19 protein-coding genes are annotated in these 14,694 nt (G+C 39.2%); 6 read left to right on the top strand and 13 right to left on the bottom strand.

Features of this window, described 5'->3' with window-relative positions; translation table 11 throughout:
• Nucleotides 1-17: 17 nt before the first annotated feature.
• The 7 genes from E0H87_RS09425 to E0H87_RS09395 form a co-directional block, all read right to left on the bottom strand.
• Complete coding sequence (locus E0H87_RS09425) at nucleotides 18-602, bottom strand: uracil-DNA glycosylase family protein (RefSeq protein WP_131323359.1); 585 nt, start codon at nucleotides 600-602, stop codon at nucleotides 18-20.
• 22 nt (nucleotides 603-624) lie between these two features.
• Nucleotides 625-975, bottom strand: a complete 351-nt coding sequence (locus E0H87_RS09420) for a DUF3147 family protein (RefSeq protein ID WP_131323358.1) — start codon at nucleotides 973-975, stop codon at nucleotides 625-627.
• A 145-nt stretch (nucleotides 976-1,120) separates the two neighbouring features.
• The gene (locus tag E0H87_RS09415; protein WP_131323357.1) at nucleotides 1,121-1,885 is read right to left on the bottom strand and encodes a hypothetical protein; all 765 of its coding nucleotides are present in this window, start codon (nucleotides 1,883-1,885) and stop codon (nucleotides 1,121-1,123) included.
• Nucleotides 1,886-2,252: 367 nt separating this feature from the next.
• Complete coding sequence (locus E0H87_RS09410) at nucleotides 2,253-2,996, bottom strand: SDR family oxidoreductase (RefSeq protein ID WP_131323356.1); 744 nt, start codon at nucleotides 2,994-2,996, stop codon at nucleotides 2,253-2,255.
• A gap of 14 nt (nucleotides 2,997-3,010) precedes the next feature.
• Nucleotides 3,011-3,709 carry a histidine phosphatase family protein gene (locus E0H87_RS09405; RefSeq protein WP_131323355.1) on the bottom strand — a complete coding sequence of 233 codons (699 nt, stop codon included), beginning with the start codon at nucleotides 3,707-3,709 and terminating at the stop codon, nucleotides 3,011-3,013.
• Entirely contained in the window at nucleotides 3,706-4,827 is a 1,122-nt protein-coding gene (locus tag E0H87_RS09400; RefSeq protein WP_131323354.1) for a phosphotransferase family protein, read from the bottom strand. The genes E0H87_RS09405 and E0H87_RS09400 overlap by 4 nt, the downstream gene beginning before the upstream one ends.
• Before the next feature lie 55 nt (nucleotides 4,828-4,882).
• Nucleotides 4,883-6,121, bottom strand: coding sequence for an acyl-CoA dehydrogenase family protein (locus E0H87_RS09395; RefSeq protein WP_131323353.1), 1,239 nt, complete (start codon nucleotides 6,119-6,121; stop codon nucleotides 4,883-4,885).
• A 92-nt stretch (nucleotides 6,122-6,213) separates the two neighbouring features.
• Here E0H87_RS09395 and E0H87_RS09390 point away from each other — a divergent pair, with 92 nt between their 5' ends.
• Nucleotides 6,214-7,131 carry a LysR family transcriptional regulator gene (locus E0H87_RS09390; protein ID WP_131323352.1) on the top strand — a complete coding sequence of 306 codons (918 nt, stop codon included), beginning with the start codon at nucleotides 6,214-6,216 and terminating at the stop codon, nucleotides 7,129-7,131.
• Between the two features lie 239 nt (nucleotides 7,132-7,370).
• On the opposite strand, the gene E0H87_RS09385 is transcribed toward E0H87_RS09390, so the two are convergent.
• The 4 genes from E0H87_RS09385 to E0H87_RS09370 all read right to left on the bottom strand — a co-directional run bounded on the left by E0H87_RS09385 (nucleotide 7,371) and on the right by E0H87_RS09370 (nucleotide 11,374).
• Nucleotides 7,371-7,973: a nitroreductase family protein gene (locus tag E0H87_RS09385; RefSeq protein ID WP_131323351.1), complete on the bottom strand. Its 603-nt coding sequence runs from the start codon at nucleotides 7,971-7,973 to the stop codon at nucleotides 7,371-7,373.
• A gap of 285 nt (nucleotides 7,974-8,258) precedes the next feature.
• Nucleotides 8,259-8,753, bottom strand: a complete 495-nt coding sequence (locus tag E0H87_RS09380) for a hypothetical protein (RefSeq protein ID WP_131323350.1) — start codon at nucleotides 8,751-8,753, stop codon at nucleotides 8,259-8,261.
• 90 nt (nucleotides 8,754-8,843) lie between these two features.
• Entirely contained in the window at nucleotides 8,844-10,238 is a 1,395-nt protein-coding gene (fumC, locus tag E0H87_RS09375) for a class II fumarate hydratase (protein ID WP_131323349.1), read from the bottom strand.
• A 131-nt stretch (nucleotides 10,239-10,369) separates the two neighbouring features.
• Nucleotides 10,370-11,374 carry an NAD-dependent epimerase/dehydratase family protein gene (locus tag E0H87_RS09370; protein WP_131323348.1) on the bottom strand — a complete coding sequence of 335 codons (1,005 nt, stop codon included), beginning with the start codon at nucleotides 11,372-11,374 and terminating at the stop codon, nucleotides 10,370-10,372.
• 71 nt (nucleotides 11,375-11,445) lie between these two features.
• Here E0H87_RS09370 and tusD point away from each other — a divergent pair, with 71 nt between their 5' ends.
• From tusD to E0H87_RS09350, 4 genes are read left to right on the top strand one after another with little or no spacing between them, the layout of a single operon-like run.
• Nucleotides 11,446-11,814 (top strand): sulfurtransferase complex subunit TusD, encoded by a 369-nt coding sequence (gene tusD, locus E0H87_RS09365; RefSeq protein ID WP_131323347.1) that lies wholly within the window; start codon nucleotides 11,446-11,448, stop codon nucleotides 11,812-11,814.
• Between the two features lie 44 nt (nucleotides 11,815-11,858).
• Nucleotides 11,859-12,209: a hypothetical protein gene (locus tag E0H87_RS09360; RefSeq protein WP_131323346.1), complete on the top strand. Its 351-nt coding sequence runs from the start codon at nucleotides 11,859-11,861 to the stop codon at nucleotides 12,207-12,209.
• A gap of 16 nt (nucleotides 12,210-12,225) precedes the next feature.
• Complete coding sequence (locus tag E0H87_RS09355) at nucleotides 12,226-12,510, top strand: DsrH/TusB family sulfur metabolism protein (RefSeq protein ID WP_131323345.1); 285 nt, start codon at nucleotides 12,226-12,228, stop codon at nucleotides 12,508-12,510.
• Nucleotides 12,511-12,530: 20 nt separating this feature from the next.
• Nucleotides 12,531-12,842, top strand: a complete 312-nt coding sequence (locus E0H87_RS09350; protein WP_131323644.1) for a TusE/DsrC/DsvC family sulfur relay protein — start codon at nucleotides 12,531-12,533, stop codon at nucleotides 12,840-12,842.
• Nucleotides 12,843-12,853: 11 nt separating this feature from the next.
• On the opposite strand, the gene E0H87_RS09345 is transcribed toward E0H87_RS09350, so the two are convergent.
• A complete protein-coding gene (locus E0H87_RS09345; RefSeq protein WP_131323344.1) occupies nucleotides 12,854-13,348 on the bottom strand; it encodes a winged helix-turn-helix transcriptional regulator in 495 nt (164 codons plus the stop codon).
• Between the two features lie 254 nt (nucleotides 13,349-13,602).
• A complete protein-coding gene (locus tag E0H87_RS09340) occupies nucleotides 13,603-13,947 on the bottom strand; it encodes a hypothetical protein (protein ID WP_131323343.1) in 345 nt (114 codons plus the stop codon).
• Between the two features lie 141 nt (nucleotides 13,948-14,088).
• On the opposite strand from E0H87_RS09340, the gene E0H87_RS09335 reads away from it, so the two are divergent.
• On the top strand, nucleotides 14,089-14,685 hold the full coding sequence (locus E0H87_RS09335; RefSeq protein ID WP_131323342.1) for a LexA family protein: 597 nt from the start codon (nucleotides 14,089-14,091) through the stop codon (nucleotides 14,683-14,685).
• Nucleotides 14,686-14,694 lie beyond the last annotated feature (9 nt).

The following is a 14,694-nucleotide window of genomic DNA, read 5'->3' as shown; positions in this document are numbered from 1 at the left end:
TTGAAAGGTACATTTACTTAAATTAGACCGATTTTTTGAAAAAGCTGTTGATAGGCTTCAGCTTTTTTCTCTAATGCCAATGGGTAAGCACGAGAAGATGATGGCATTCGAGATAAAGTTAACTCACGCTCTGCAAAAAATGTCTGTGAACTTACCCCAATTACGGGTTTTTCCGTGCTTTCAGGCATCGAGAGCATGAGCGTATCTGTCGCCTTATCCCCTGTAGTGACAATATTTTGACATAGCGGAATCTTAGCTAATAACGCCGTTAAATCGGTCGGAGTTTCTATATGTAAAAATTTATCTGAGGCATTGTCCTTTAAACGCACGACTTGATACGCCGTATCAAAAATCGCAATCCCTTTTTCAGTTAAGAAATCACGGATTTTCTGCTCATAAAAATTCTTATTGGGAAGGTCTAGAAAATACGCTTTGTCTTGGAAAAAGATCAGACCAAAGATTCGCCACATGTCGTTTTGATAATTCGGATAATAAAAATCCATTTTCCAGCGTGTTTTCGGTGGTGGAAAACTGCCCAGCATCAGTAATTTTGCATTTGCAGGTAAAAAGGGTTCGAGTGGATGGGTTTCTATAACTGACATTTCTTTAAATTAACACTTATATTTAAATGAGATGGATACCAAAATGTTGTAAAAGCTTTGCCCAAAGCAAAAATATAATTATCGTTATGATACAGCAAGTACCTAAAGCAATCCAAAAACCATAACGTTGATACAATGGAGGAAATGCTAAAAACATAGGTAAAGTCGGTATGACATACCAGAAAGTATACCAAGCATGATTGGTAATTTTTTGAGGTGCTTGTCCCTCTAATTTCATCCAGATCAGAACAAACACTGTGACTAGAGGTAATGCTGCAATTAACCCACCTAAACGGTCACTACGTTTTGCTACTTCAGAAATAAGTATCACCATACCTGCTGTTATTGCGTACTTAACAATCAGAGGAAGCATTTACTTCTCCAAGTAAAATGATCTAAGCAAGAATAGTTCAATTAGTTTAAATTTTATAGCGACTTATAAAACTTCTTACTCAAAATAAGAGACACAAGATGAGCAACCTCAGAATACAACTGAATATTTGGATTATGGTCGAACTTCAATGGGCTAATTTTGCAGCTTTCGGCTTAAAGATAACCAAACAAATGATGATGAAGGCAAATAAGACGAACGAAGCCCCGAATCTACTGAGGTCTAGTCCACCATGACTAATAGGCTTATCTAAGAAATCGCCTAAAACTGCGCCTAATGGTCTAGTTAGAACAAATGCTGCCCAAAATAAGAAGGTTCTTGATACCTTTGTCCACATATATAAAAAGGTTAACAACAATAACAACCCACTAAAAATGAATGCTGCTCCTGTATATCCTAAACCTTGAGTATCCGCAGTCCAGTCGCCTAACGCTGTACCTAGTGTTTGGGAAAACATAATCGTTAACCAATAAAATGCTTCGCTTTTAGCAGACTGAATATTATTTACGGAGATTGACCCACTGCTGCGGTACCAAATAAATAAAGACGTGAGCAATAATCCTAAAAGAATGAGGCTGCCACCAAGATAACCAACCCCTAATGTTCGATCAACATAATCAGCAATGGTCGTTCCTAGCGTTGTCGTCGCTATGATTGTTGCCCAATAGAAAAATGGACTATATTGTTTTGACTTAATCTGCGCTGCAACAAAGAATGCAAAAATAATTGCAAAAATTCCTGTGCTGACAGCATACCCTAGATTTAAAGACATTGATAAAGCATCACCTGCTGTTTCACCTAATGTCGTAGCAGCAATTTTAATCACCCAAAATAGTAATGTGACTTCTGGCACTTTACTCAATGCTTCATCGAAATTTTTGCTAGTTGTCATGGTATTTACCCAGTTTTTTTATTAATAATAATTCTATGGCAAACAAATGAAGCGAAACTTAAAATTAAATGTTTTTCTAATTATTAAACGGAATTTCATTAATCAAGGCAATCATGGCTTTACTTCTACTTCGAGCTTGTGCTTAATCTGTAAACTATTCAGAAAGTGCTGGAATTGCCACCTAGTTCTGATAGGTGAAGCATCATTTTTTGAATTAATGTCTTTATAAAATGAATATAACGGCGAACATTAAGCTGCGTAGTCCTAATCACATCAATAAATAAATACCTAAAAAGTACTCAATTTGCAAGATAGCTGAACGTTTAAAAATAAACCATAAAAGCTGAGACTTTTATGGTTTATTGACTTAACCCAATTTATTCACAATTCGTAAAGGCAATACTTTCATTGCCAAACCTATAGGTAGCCACGGCCACTTTGGAACATAGGCTTTAACAGGAGCTTTCTCAATTGCTTCTGCAAGTAAATGCGAACCTGTCTTTTCATCGACTTCAAACGGTAACTTTTTTGCCCCTTCATTCAATTCAGTACGAATATAGCCTGGGAAAATGGTCGAAACTTTAATAGGTGTATCAATCAGTTCTGCACGTATGCCTTCGGCTAAATGTGCAACTGCCGCTTTGCTGGCTGCATAAGTGGAAAGATGCTTTGGCAAGCCGCGCATCGCACTCATGGATGAAATGACCACCAAATGCCCAGAATTCTGAGCACGGAAAATTTCAACCGCAGCTTCACATTGTGCCAAAGCAGAAATAAAATTGGTTTCAGCAGTTGCTCGGTTAATTTCAAAATTACCTTTACCAATTCGGCGACCTTGCCCGACTCCTGCATTCACAATAATACGGTCTAGTTTGCCAAAGTCCTGTTGGAAGGCTTTAAACACTTCAAAGACTTGATCATAATTCGTGACATCTAAGGTTTTTGCAATGACTTGAATACCATATTGACTTTCAAGCTCCTGTTTAAGCGCCTCTAAGCGCTCCATACGACGTGCACAAATAGCAAGATTGTAGCCCTTACGTGCAAATTCACGCGCCATACCTGCGCCCAAACCTGAACTTGCCCCTGTAATTAAAATGGTTTTTGCCATGGGTGAAATCCTTTTTATATCCATGTTAAAAGTTCTGAGTCATCTGCTTTAATAAAATGATGCTCATTTAAACTGAGTAATTGCGGTTCATTTCCAACTAAGCGCAAAGTGGTCATGCTGGTATTTGTAATTGCCCAATTCAACGCAAAAGTTCGATTGGGGTTCAGCTCCAGAATTTTTCCCGCAGCAACAGAAATTACGCCACCAGAGGTAAACACGACCACATAACGAGGCTTGGTCTGCGCCAATTCATTACACAAATCTTGCAATGCCGTTTCTACCCGATCTTTAAATAATGGCCAAGATTCCTCATATTCATGGTGATATTCGCCGCCTGTCCAACGCTCAATTGCGCCTTCAAAAATTTTTGCCATATACGCACGCGGATTTACATGCTGCGCAACATCAGATTTCAATAAATGTGGCTCTTTGAATCTTGGCTCATATTTAGCAAAAACTTGTTGATGGTTGAATTCATTCCATTGCGAATCTGTCACCACTTGGCTCTGTGGAAAACACTCCGCCAAAGCCAGTTGTGCTGTTTGTTGATGTCGTTGCATGGAACCTGCCACTACATACGGTGACTCTTTTAAAATTTGCTTGAAATATTGCCCCAATCGTTGTGCTTGTAATTCTCCTTTTTCCGAAAGCTTGTCATAACTTTCAGCACCAAAAGAAGCTTGCCCATGACGGATCAAATAAATGGTGGTCATTTTTCTAGGATTTCCTTAAATTTTTCCATATATTTATGTGCAATTTCATTGGCTTCCAGCTTTTGCATGCCAATCAGTTTTAGCGCACGAATATGTAAGGCATGAATAATGACCCAAAAATCCTTAAACGCAGGATTATTGGTTTGTTTATGGAAATAACGATAATAAATTTGCTGTGCAATAACCGCTAAACGGAAGATGCCAAACACCTCATAAAAGGTCCAGTTTTCAGGCTGCAATCCTGTCTTTTCCAAGTAATATTCTACAACTTGCTTACGGGTAAACATGCCTTGCATATTGGTGGGTTGGCGCCGTGTCGCTTTAAAAATTTTACTATCCTTTTCTTCAACCCAGTATGCCAACGCTGAACCCAAATCCATGAGCGGATCACCAAGCGTTGCCATTTCCCAATCCAAAACCCCAATCACTTGAGTTGGATCTTCAGGATCTAAAATCACATTATCAAAACGCCAATCATTATGGATCAAACAAGTTGCTGAATCTTCAGGGATATTATCAATCAGCCACTTACGTACAAATTTAAAGGTCGGTACATTCAGCGTATGGGCTTTCTCAAAGCGCTGATCCCAACCTTCAACCTGTCTACGGCAATAGCCTTCTCCTTTGCCTAATTTTTCTAGCTCTGTACCTTGATAGGGTACTTGATGCAATTCAATCAGTTTATCAATCACATTCACACATAACTGATGCACTTGCGCTTCAGAAAAATGTAATTCTGGTGGGAGTTTTGCACGTGGAATAATACCCGCAATCCGCTTCATAACGTAAAAGTCACAACCCAAGACAGATTCATCCTGACAAAGCCCAATCATTTCAGGTAATACAGGATAAAACGGTGCCAGATTTTTCTGCACAGTATATTCACGTGCCATATCATGGGCAGATTTTGCTTTAGTCCCTTTGGGTGGGCGGCGCAGAATAAGATCAGTATTGTCATATTTTAGGCGATACGTCCAATTTGAAGCCCCACCAGAATATTGTGTGACTTCAACTTGCCCCTCTAAAACGACGCCTTGTGACTTTAGCCAGTCTTCTACAGCCTGTACATCCAGCTCTTCACCTTCCCGTACACTGCCACCAACATCAATTACCGACATACTTGTTATCCCTAATTTTTAGAATATGAATGCTTTACCTACTTTTACCACAGCTTTATTTTTTGCGCGCGCCGTATCCATGCTTTTTCAGTTCAAGTTTTGCAATCATACCTTTATGCACTTCATCAGGGCCATCGGCCAAACGTAGACTGCGTGCTTGGGCAAAGAATCCAGTCAATGGAGTATCACGAGAAACACCTGCACCACCGTGAATTTGTATTGCCATATCGACCACTTTTTCCAATACACTTGGTGCAACCACTTTAATGGCAGAAATTTCAGTTAAGGCAGCCATATTACCTAACGTATCCATTTTATATGCAGCATATAAAGTCAATAAACGTGCTTGATCAATCGCAACACGTGCTTCCGCAACACGTTCTAAGTTACCACCCAATTTCAGAATTTCTTTTCCAAATGCAGTTCGACTCATCCCACGGTCAATCATCAATTCTAATGATTTTTCCGCTGCCCCTACACAGCGCATACAGTGGTGAATACGACCAGGCCCTAGACGGCCTTGTGCGATTTCAAAGCCCTGACCTGCGCCACCAATAAAATTCGACACAGGAACACGCACATTATTAAAGCTAATTTCGCCATGACCATGGGGAGCATCATAATCCCCAAATACGGGTAACATACGCTCGATGGTTACACCTTTAGAATCAATGGGCACTAGTACCATCGAATGTTGATGATGACGATCTTTGGTTTCATCAGGTGTATGTGCCATAAAAATAATGATTTTGGCATTTGGATCACCTAAGCCCGACGACCACCATTTACGCCCATTTAGGACAATTTCATCACCTTCAATTACAGCAGTCGCCTGCATATTGGTTGCATCACTCGAAGCAACTGCGGGTTCAGTCATACAAAATACTGAACGGATTTTTCCGTCCAATAACGGCGTTAACCATTGTTGTTTTTGTTGTTCACTGCCATAGCGCCATAGTACTTCCATATTGCCACTGTCAGGGGCATTACAATTGAATACAGTTGGTGCAATTAAGCTGCGACCTGTTAATTCTGCAATATGCGCATATTCTTGCACTGAAAGCCCTGCACCCAATACTGGATCAGGCAAAAACATATTCCATAAACCTGCGGCTTGAGCTTTAGCTTTTAATTGTTCTAATTGCGCTGGCCATTGCCACTGAGTCCAATCCCCACTTGGATTCAAGCGATGTACTTCATTCCAAAACTCATTTTCTATTGGCTCAATTTCATTTGCAATAAATGCTTTCGTACGTTCTATATAGTCTTTGGCACATGCTGAGAGTTCAAACATAGGTTTATCCTGTGAGTTTTGTATATTTTTGCTTTACAGTACATTAGCTTGAAAATTAGTATGAATGAAATGATTTTATTTAATCTTTAACTATGAACAAAATTCATAATAATACAGGTATGGATTTGGCGACATTTTACCGAATTGATATCAATCTCTATCCATTGTTTATTGCTATTTTCGAGCTGAAAAGTATTTCTAAAGCTGCACACATGCTTAGTATTACCCAATCAGCCGCAAGTCATGCTTTACAGCGCCTACGACAGCAATTGCAGGATGACTTGTTTATCCGTGCTGGCAATCAAATGTTGCCTACGCCGTTTGCAGAACAAAGTTATCCCATCATTAAAAATGCGTTGCAAGCGATTCAATCTATCTCACTGCAAAAACATAGCTTTGAACCGAATATGGTCAAAACACTTAAAATTGCAGTACATGATGAAATTGAACCCATCATCTTTCCTCGTATTTTCCAACATTTCCAACAACTGAATTTAGCGATTCAATTTACAAGTATTAAATTAGATCGTAAAACCGTTGTTGCTGATTTGGCTGCGCAGCAAATCGATTTTGTGATGGATCTGGAACAAAATTTTGGAGAAAAAATCCAATTTCAAGCATTGGTACATGATCGTTTTGTTGTCTGTACTCAACAAGCTCAAATGAGTGAAATTAGTTATTTTTCCTCCCCACATATTGGCGTATCTTCCCGCCGTACAGGATTATTACTTGAGGATATTTACTTACAACGCCAGCAACTCAATCGGAATATTTTATTACGTTGCCAGCACTACTCTACTGCACTCCAAATATTAGCGCAAAATGATCAAGCGATTTTAACCTTACCTGAGACAATTCTGTCTCATTTACAAGTCGGCTCATCTTTAAATATTTTCCCTGTTCCTGCTGAATTACCGTATATGAAAATGGGAATGTTTTGGCATAAAGATCTAAATCAAAATTTAAGACATGTTTTTCTGCGTCAGCAAATTAATTATATTTTTGCTTAGGCTATTTGAGTAATAGGCATAAATATGCTTAGGCTATTTTTAACATCTCAATAATTTTGTTTTCCGTAATAAAAAAGTGGTTTGCGATGCAAACCACTTTGAACTCAAATCGTGATAGATAGAAAACTTAATACAAAACAATTTTCACAGATCTACATTAATTTGACCTATTGCTTAATCATCTAAATCTTCTTTGAAAGGAGACGTTATAGACCTAGTTTCTAACCTCGACGGCTGATTTATTGGAAAACTTTAAATCGTTCCGTATTTTCAATATAAGTCTTTGCTTTGGCTTCAGCCTCGATTGAACCAAATACCAGTTGTGCCCTCAACTTCCAGTTTTTTGGAATGTTCCATTCTGCATGAACTTGCTTATCTACAATTGGATTGTAATGCTGTAAAGAAGCCCCTAGCCCTTCTGTATGCAATGCTGTCCATGTTGCAAATTGAGCCATTGCGGTTGAATGCTCAGCCCAAATTGGAAAGTTTTCTGCATATAAGGCAAAACGGGTTTGTAAATCTTCAACAACACTCATATCCTCAAAGAACAAAACTGTCCCCACCCCTGCGGAAAAACTGTCCATTTTAGCAGCTGTTTTTGCTGCTGCAGCTTCATCCGTTGCATAAGTCTGTAGCTCTTGATTTACAAAGTTCCAAAATTTTTCATGTTCTGCATTAAATAAAATCACGGCGCGCGAAGACTGTGAATTAAACGAAGATGGACTTTCACGAATCGTTCGTTGGATTAAATCCGATAAATATTCAGGTGTTTGCTCTACATTTTTTGCCAATGCATAAATGGTACGGCGCTGTTCAATTAAGTTCAGGAATTCATTTGCCATGTTGCATGCCTTATTTGAATGATGGTTTAGTCAAAGGAGATACTTAGCCAGCACTTTGCTGATCTTGAATATTATGCAAAATCAATTCCAACTTACTTATAAATATTAAGAAAAAACATATCTATATTTTTTATATTTGGTAAAAAATAAACTTAAGAAACACTTATACAATGTTTAGAATAAAACTAAAATTTATGATCCTATTCGATCATTTAGCGAATAAAAAACCATTTAGCCGTTGATGCCAAATGGTTTTTTATTTTAAATCAGGAGCTTTAATCAATCTTAAGCTAGATTGGCTTGTAATACATTATTTGGAAGGTGGGCTTTCCAGATTTCTCTTAATGTTGGTAAATAGAATTTTTCACCCAGCTCAACCAACTCAGCGTCAATCAAAGCATGAATTTCGTGCATGAATAGGTAATCAAGTTCTACTGTTTTCAATGTTGCATGTTTTTGGGCATCAGTTTTGCGCTTTTGTTGTGCACGCTTAACTAGTTCATCTGCAAATTTTTTGTCTTTAAATTTTGCCAAAGCACTTAAGCGCAATTCAATCACACCCCAACCACTTAAAAGCAACTTAAATAATTCAAAATCTTCAGTGTTTGATTCCCATGTCATTTCCTCTAAATTTTCATTTTCAGGTAATACTGGAAGCAATAGTTCCATTACACTTGGGAAAATCTTTTTGAAATTAAGAATAAATTTAACAGGATGCTCGCCAGGGTAATCCTTAAACTGCACATGTTTCTGAACATCTGTTAAATAAATATCGAGCATAGGTCATCATCAGCGGTAAAAATCTAATGCATATTGTACGCACATCTGCGTCAGATAAAAACCGCTGATCTTGTTTCCTTTTACAGCAGCCTATTTTACGTTCGGAGAAACCATATTTTCTGGACGCACCACTTCATCAAATTGCTCTTCTGTCACCAATTGCAGTTCTACAGCCACTTGTTTTAAAGTTTTACCTTCCTTATAAGCAGTTTTGGCAACTTTCGCGGCATTTTCATATCCAATCACAGGGTTCAATGCTGTAACCAACATTAGTGAGTTATGGAGGAAGTAATCAATTTTTTCTTTGTTTGGTTCAATACCGACCGCACAATGCTCATTAAAACTATTACATGCATCGCCTAATAGTTGAATAGACTGCAATAAGTTATAGGCAATCACAGGCATAAATACATTCAGTTCAAAATTCCCTGAAGCACCTGCAACATTAATGGTTGTATCATTCCCCAACACTTGTGCAACCACCATGGTCATAGCTTCGCTTTGGGTTGGATTGACTTTACCAGGCATAATACTTGAACCTGGTTCATTTTCGGGAATACGAATTTCACCAAAACCACAGCGCGGACCACTGGCCAACCAACGAATATCATTGGCAATTTTATTCAAACTCGCTGCCAGTGTTTTTAATGCACCAGATGCAAATACCGCTGCATCACGTCCAGCAAGAGCCTCAAATTTATTTGGTGCTGTAACAAAAGGGAGTCCAGTAAGCTGAGATAATTGCTCTGCTGCTTTTTCTGCATAATCAGGATGCGCATTTAACCCAGTACCAACAGCCGTTCCCCCTAAAGGCAACTCATATAAGCCTGACAATGCCTGATGTAGACGTTTTAAACCATGATCTAGCTGGGATACATAACCACTAAACTCTTGCCCCAAAGTTAACGGCGTTGCATCTTGTAAATGAGTACGTCCAATTTTCACAATGTCATTAAATTCTTGAGCTTTAGCATCCAAGGTGTTACGCAATTGTGTTACTGCGGGAATCAATAACTCGTTAATTTGCAAACTTGCTGCAACATGAATTGCGGTAGGAAATGAATCATTGGTTGATTGTGCACGGTTTACATGGTCATTTGGATGTACAGGTTTTTGTGCACCAAGAGGATTGCCTAATTTTTGATTGGCGACATTGGCAATCACTTCATTGCAGTTCATGTTACTTTGCGTACCTGAACCTGTTTGCCAAACGACCAGTGGAAATTGGCTGTCCCACTGTCCTTGAATCACTTCTTCTGCTGCATCGACAATATAGTGTGCTAATTCTTGAGGAATTTGCTTCAAATCTGCATTGGTGAGCGCTGCAGCTTTTTTTACAAGCCCCATCGCTCGGATCATCGGTCGAGGTAAACGTTCACCACCAATTTTAAAGTTCTGTAAACTTCGCTGAGTCTGCGCCCCCCACATTGCGTCTACAGGAACTTCAACTTCACCCATGGTGTCATGTTCAATACGTGTCTGCATGTTTACCTCTATCTTCTTTATCTATCTATGATCTTTTTACTTATTCAGGTATTGAATAGCTTTGTTATTTTAATGCAATATTTAGATTGAGTAAACGATAATAATTATCGCTTACTCTGGTTTTGATTTATTTATGCGCGTAACGTATTTTGATAAAAACGCCACTCATCTTCCAACATCTGGGTCAAACTACGGTTTGCTTTCCAGCCTAAAAGCTGTTCCGCTTTCTCTGTATTCGCTCCAAGCTGATCTAGCTCTTGACCAATCGCGTAATCAGTATCCATTGTCTTGATTTCAGCACTTGTTACCTGAGCAATCTGTTGCAACAAACTTTGAATCGAATAATTTTCACCTGCAATATTAAACGCTTCACACGTATGCTGTTGGGTATATAGCCATTTCAAAGCAGCAATCACCGCATCACAACTATCCAGAACGTGTACAAATCCGCGCTCTACAGTACCATCGGCCGTTTTTGCTTGCTTATGCAAATCAATATATTCGCGCTGTCGTGCTGCAACCTGCATTGCCAATGGCACAATATTTTTCGGCAATGGCTGTACAAATTCACCTAAAACACCATGTTCAAATGCACCCACCACATTCCCCAATCTTAGAATGGCAATATTCCATTCTTCATCGGTCTTAAAGGTGTCGCGTATAATTTCCTCAATCATTTGTTGAGACTTAATATACGGATTGGGGTAAGCATAGTTAAATGGCGTATCTTCCTTAAGATCAAGACCCGATTCACCATATACCGCTAAACTCGACAAATGCACCAAATGACGTACGCCCGTTCGTTGCATGGCACGCATTAAGCTCATAATACTACTGACATTGTCATTGTAATACTCAAGTGGCTTTAACACCGACTCTTGCAAAGATTTGAACCCAGCCGTATGTACAACAGCATTGACTGTGTACTGTTCAAAGACCTTATTCAAAGCAGGCGTGTTGCGAATATCTAGCTTTGCAAATGGAACATACATCCCAGAGATGTACTCCAGTCTTTCCAAGGTCTGTAGATTGGCGTTGGACAAATTATCTACAATAATGACTTCCTGCCCCTGAGCCATTAAGCTAAGAGCGACATGCGAGCCTATAAAGCCTAATCCACCAGTTACTAAAATCATTGTATACTACCTTTTTCTTATGAAGTCTGGACGTTCCAAGTTTCGATTGGTACAGCCTTTAAGTGAATTCCATGAGTACATTACTGTTAATTACCTCTGCTCCTACATCTATTCATGCTTGGCATGCACTCGGGCTTGCACAAGCGTTACATACACAGCAAGAAGCATTCCGTGTTTTCTTTTATCAAGACGGAGTTTCCGTAGCCAACGCCCTGCAATGGGTACCTGATGACCAACGCAACCTCACGACAGAGTGGCAGAAACTTAGTATTCGCTTACCTGTTTGTGTAAGTGCAGCTTTGGCAAGGGGTATCACAGATGAAGAAAATGCAAAAAGACACAATATTGACCAACATAACTTAGCGCATGGCTTTGAATTGGTCGGTTTAGGTGAACTTGCCGATGCCGTACAATCCACTGAACGTCTAATTCAATTTTAAGTGGTTATTTTTGGCGAATTTGTTGCATTTAAAAGGTAAATTGTGTGAAAACTGTACTCGTGATATTAACCCAAGCCAACCTAACCAGCCTACACGTGCATGAAAGCCTTGCTGCGACTATGGTTTTAGCGACATTTGGCTGTGAAGTCAAGGTGTTACTTGTGAATGCTGCGCTCAGTTTATTGCAAGCAGAGCAACAGTTCAATGCTGTTAAGCATGCCTTTAAACTGGCATCTAATATGGTCGATAGCTTTGAATTTTACGACCTAACCCCAGTTTTGGTGGAAAGTGTGAATCAAGACCATCCTTTTGTGGTTCAAGCACAGCAAGAAATTGAATTTGTCGAGCTAAACGCCCAGTTTTTACAAGACTTTGATCACGTTTTATATTGGTAACGGATGAATATTTTTTATGCTGATATCTACACTTTTTTTGATTCAATCAGATTATTCTTCCGCAAGTACTAAACTGGTGCAGCTACAACCCTTATTGCAATGCAGTGACAGTGTAGTGCTAATGGGAGATGCGGTCTTACACGCACAGCATGATGCATTACAGCACGTCGAACGACTCTATGTTCTCGATACCGATGCTGCATTATTGACACCACAATTGCCAACACATATCCAAGTCATTTCTTATGCTCAATTTGCCGACATTTGCTTGGCACATACGCGCTGTATGAGCATTAAATAATAAGGTTTAAAAATATCATGATGAATCTAGAACTTGATCAAGATGGTCATTTGGTCGATTACACCATTTGGACGCCAGAAGTGGCTCAAGAACTGGCAAATAGCCTTGAGCTTGAATTAACCGATTGGCATTTGAGTATTTTACAAGCAGTGCGTCAGTTTTATCAGCAATTTGGGCATTCACCTGCAACTCGCCCTCTCATTAAATTTTTAATGAAAAGCGTAAGCCCAGATATTAACAATGCCGTTCTGCAAGAAAAATTCAATACGGGTCTTGTTGCCCGACATTTAAGTCGCCTCGCTGGTATTCCAAAACCTGCTAATTGTTTATAAACCCAAGAGGTTTAAGCCTGTTTGATTTGATCTACAGGCTGAACAGCTTCTAATTGAAATGGATGATGTCGAAAAATAGGTTTGACCTGCCGTGCATTCAGCGGTTCTTTACACTCTGAACAAACGGTTATGGCTGTAAAGATTTGACCGCATTGTTTGTGCATGAGTTGCATCGGCTTACCTGTACCATCATCCATCCATTTATCGGCCCACGTCACCATACTCATCAATACAGGATAAAGCTCTAGACCTTTTTCAGTTAAGCAATACTCGAAACGTTGCTGTCGCTCTATATAAGGTTTTTTTTCTAAAATTTGCTGGTCAACCAAACGCTTTAAGCGGTCAGCCAAGACATGTCGAGTCACACCCAATTGCTGCTGAAAATCATCAAAACGACGCATGCCCATAAATGCATTACGCAAGACCAATAATGTCCATCGATCTCCAATAATCGACAAAGCTCGTGCAATCGAACATGGCTGCTCGCCAATTTCATCCCATTTCATAGATTTCGTTATTCCAACTGTTCTTCTTCAAAAGTATCGGATTGTGAAGTTTTTGACAACATTGCTCTCTGAATCTATATCTACAATAAAAAAAGCCATGTTATTCACATGGCTATTAAGAGGTAAAACAACAACTAGGGAAATAGTTGCTGGTTAAAGGGTATTTCCCTTTTTAACACAACGATTGTGATTGGATTCAACGTATCATTTCCCGTCATTTTCATATCATTTCCAGTCAAATTTAAGCAATCCACTTAAATTTCATCACCTTCTTTCCACACATCTTCGTATTCTTCCCGATCAATCATAAAACGATAACCGTGATCCAAGGCCAAAAATGGCAGCACTTCAGGTAAAAGTTTATGCAAATCCTTCACACAAACCGTTTGAAAGAAATCTTCACGGTCATCATGCTCACCTGCATAAATAAACCAAGTGACATCTTCCCCTGCTTCTGGCTTGTTACGAATACCGACAATAGGTTCTTGATGTAACGAATCGACAGCAACAGCAATCACATCATCCTCATGCACTGCAATATACGCCGAGCCATATTCTTCACATACCAGTTTTTGTTCAGTGATTAAATCCATATCCATTGTGGATACCAAATGTAATGATTGATGTTCCGCAGTTTAGAACCAAGTGCAGTTTGCCTCAAGTCATCCCTACACAAAATATACTGTCTCACGTTCGATTTTTCTGCTAATCTTGATTATGTAACTTTATCAAGGTGATTTATGAGCGAATCCAGTAAAACCTCTCATGGTGGCAAACGTGCAAATGCAGGACGCAAATCGCACTATACTGAAAAAACAGTTGTCATGCGTGTCCCCGAGTCTAAAGTAATGGCCATTAAAGCATGGTTACACCCTGTGCCAGAAGATGACCGTCAACTCAACGTTCAATTGAACCCAATTCATTTACAAACTGAATTGGCAATTCCATCTCCACTTGAATCTGTCGCTGCTGGATTTCCTTCGCCTGCGCAAGACTACATCGAAGATTACATCGATCTAAATAAGTATTTGGTTAAAAACCCAGCCAGTACTTTTGTTTTACGCGTAGATTCTTTGTCTATGAAAAATGCAGGGATTGATGCAGGAGACCAAATTCTCATTGACCGTAAATTAAATGCAGAACATGGCGATATTGTATTAGCTCTCATCAACAACGAATTTACGGTGAAGCGCTTTATGCAGGATAAACATGCAGACAATGGCTTTAGGTTTTGGCTAAAAGCAGAGAATCCAGACTATCCAAACATCTACCCACGCGGTGAGGAAAATATTGCAATTTGGGGTGTTGTCATCTGTATTTTAAAAAAGCTCAAATAAGTGACTACT

It is taken from the genome of Acinetobacter sp. ANC 4178, assembly GCF_004331175.1.
Taxonomy (GTDB): domain Bacteria; phylum Pseudomonadota; class Gammaproteobacteria; order Pseudomonadales; family Moraxellaceae; genus Acinetobacter.
The sequence above is the reverse complement of the archived record's forward strand: the minus strand, read 5'-3'. Positions and strand labels throughout refer to the sequence as shown.